The sequence below is a fragment of the Mesorhizobium sp. M4A.F.Ca.ET.090.04.2.1 genome (assembly GCF_003999085.1).
Lineage (GTDB): Bacteria > Pseudomonadota > Alphaproteobacteria > Rhizobiales > Rhizobiaceae > Mesorhizobium.
In genome coordinates this window covers 1-2,583 of sequence record NZ_RZOT01000685.1, presented here as the reverse complement: position 1 = coordinate 2,583, position 2,583 = coordinate 1, and the positions used below count along the sequence as shown (strand labels likewise).

Here is a 2,583-nt window from a genome sequence, read left to right as displayed (position 1 = left end):
GCCGGGAACCGCCGTCAAAGCCGCATGGGCGCCGCGGAGGACGGCGCGCGCCTCGCCGGAAAGCAGCGCCGCCGCCTTTTCGTCGACCGGCAACGGCCGCTCGGCAAACAGGAAGCCGGCGCCGTCGACCAGTTCGACCAGCGTCTTGGCGCGCTCCTTAAGCCCGGGCAGGGCCGCGAGCAACTGCGCCTTCTTCTTGTCGTCGAGCCGGGCGGCGAGCGCCGGGCCGCCTTCGAGATAGGGCAGGGTGGCGACGAAGATGTCGAACAGCGCATGATCGTCCATCTTGCGCATATGGACGCCGTTCAGCGCCTCGAGCTTGGCGAAGTCGAAGCGGGCGGCGCCCTTGTTGACGTCGCCGATGTCGAACCAGCCGATCATGTCTTTGATCGACATGACTTCGTCGTCGCCGTGGCTCCAGCCGAGGCGGGCGAGATAGTTGAGCAGGGCCTCCGGCAAGTAGCCCATCGAACGATAGGCCTCGACGCCGAGCGCGCCGTGCCGCTTCGACAGCTTGGCGCCGTCGGCGCCATGGATCAGCGGGATGTGCGACATCGAAGGCACATCCCAGCCCATGGCGTTGTAGATCACCGTCTGGCGCGCGGCGTTGGTCAGATGGTCGTCGCCGCGGATGATGTGGGTGACGCCCATGTCGTGATCGTCGACGACGACGGCGTGCATGTAGGTCGGGTTGCCGTCCGAGCGCAGGATGATGAAGTCGTCGAGGTCCTTGTTGGGAAAGCGCACCTCGCCCTGCACCCGGTCGTGCACGACGGTCTCGCCCTCGGCCGGCGCCTTGATGCGGATGGCGCCCTTGATGCCGGGCGGCGCCTCGGACGGGTCGCGGTCGCGCCATTGGCCGTTATAGCGTGGCGGCAGGCCCTTGGCGCGCGCCGCCTCGCGCATCGCCTCGAGCTCCGCAGGCGTCTCATAGCTGTAATAGGCCTTGCCCAGGCGCACGAGCTCCACGGCCACCTCGCGATGGCGCGGCGCGCGCTCGAACTGCGAAACCGCCTCACCGTCCCATGAGAGGCCGAGCCAGGTTAGTCCGTCCAGGATGGCAGCGGTTGCCGCCTCGGTGGAGCGCTCGCGATCGGTATCCTCGATGCGCAGCAGCATCGTGCCGCCGGAGTGCCTGGCATAGAGCCAGTTGAACAGCGCCGTGCGCGCTCCGCCAATGTGCAGGTAGCCTGTCGGCGAGGGGGCAAAACGGGTGACGACCTTGTCGGACATGGCACTCTCAGGCTGGCATAGGAAGCGGGCGTGATTGCGCGGACTTTCGCGCTTCGCGCGTTCATGTAGCATAGGAGGTCTGGGGCGCAAGGGGCAGACCCGATGGCTGGACGAGGCCGGGGCACGGTGGAGGGCGAGGGGACGACAGCTGGCGTCAGCGAGCGCCTGCTGTTTGCCGACACAGCGCCTGTCGAAACAGCGCCGGTTTGGCTTCCGGAGTCGCGTCCGGCCAAAGAGATTTTGCCGCCTGATGGCGGCGGATTCCGCCCGGCCTCGCCGACGGCAACCATCACGCGGCTCGGCAAGCAGCTTGGCCGCGTCTCATGGCCGGCGTTTCATCGCAGCATCGGCGCCGCGGCCACGACCGAGCTTGATCGCGGCATCGGCTTCCTGCTGGTGCCGGTGTTCCTGGCTGCCGGCGTGATCTTCTATTTCTCGCTGAACGCCGAGCCGGACCTATACAGGCCGCTTGCGGCGGTGGCGCTGATGGCTGTCTGCGCGCTCGTTTCGCGCCCACGGCCAAGGACGCATCTGCTCTTCATGGCGGCGTTCTTCTGCGCCTTGGGCTTTCTCGCCGCAAAGGTCGAGACCTGGCGCGCTGCGACACCGATGCTCGGTTCCGAGATCCAGACCCGCCTGACCGGCCGGCTCGTTAGCCTGGAGGAAATGGAGAACGGCCGCGTCAGGCTGACGATCGATGTGATCTCCACCGCTCACCCAAAGCTGCGCTACGCGCCGGAGCGGGTCCGGCTTTCGGCACGGAAAGTACCTGCTGATATGACAGCCGGCTCGCTGCTTACCGGCTATGCAAGGCTGCTGCAGCCGACCGGCCCGGTGCGACCCGACAGCTACGACTTCTCCTTCGACAGCTATTTTTCCGGTATCGGCGCCAGCGGCTTTTTCCTTGGCAATCCAAAGACAATCGCCAGCGAAGATGCGCCGCCCTCGGCGCGCCTGGCTTCCACGATCGAGAAGGCGCGGGAGAGCATCGCCAACCACATCCGCGGCCAGGTCGGCGGCCCGGAGGGCGAGATCGCCGCCGCACTGATAGTCGGCGTGCGAGCGGGCATCCCCGATGAGATCAATGAGGCGATGCGGCGCACCGGCATCTATCACGTCATCTCCATCTCGGGCCTGCACATGGCGCTGGTCGCCGGCACCATCATGCTCTTGCTGCGCGGGGCCTTCGCGCTGTTTCCCGACTTCGCATCGCGCCGGCCGGTCAAGAAATATGCCGCCGCAGCCGCACTCGTCTCGATCGCCGCCTATCTCGTCTTCTCCGGCATTGTGGTCGCGGCCGAACGCAGCTTCATCATGCTGGCGGTGATGCTTGTCGCCGTGTTGTTCGAC

2 protein-coding genes are annotated in these 2,583 nt (G+C 66.7%); one reads left to right on the top strand and one right to left on the bottom strand.

Annotated elements, in window-relative coordinates; translation table 11 throughout:
* On the bottom strand, positions 1-1,233 hold a 1,233-nt coding region (gene gltX, locus EN781_RS30380; RefSeq protein WP_127400627.1), incomplete at its 3' end, for a glutamate--tRNA ligase.
* Between the two features lie 102 nt (positions 1,234-1,335).
* On the opposite strand from gltX, the gene EN781_RS30375 reads away from it, so the two are divergent.
* Positions 1,336-2,583: ComEC/Rec2 family competence protein (locus EN781_RS30375; protein WP_145965717.1), on the top strand; the 1,248-nt coding region annotated here is incomplete at its 3' end.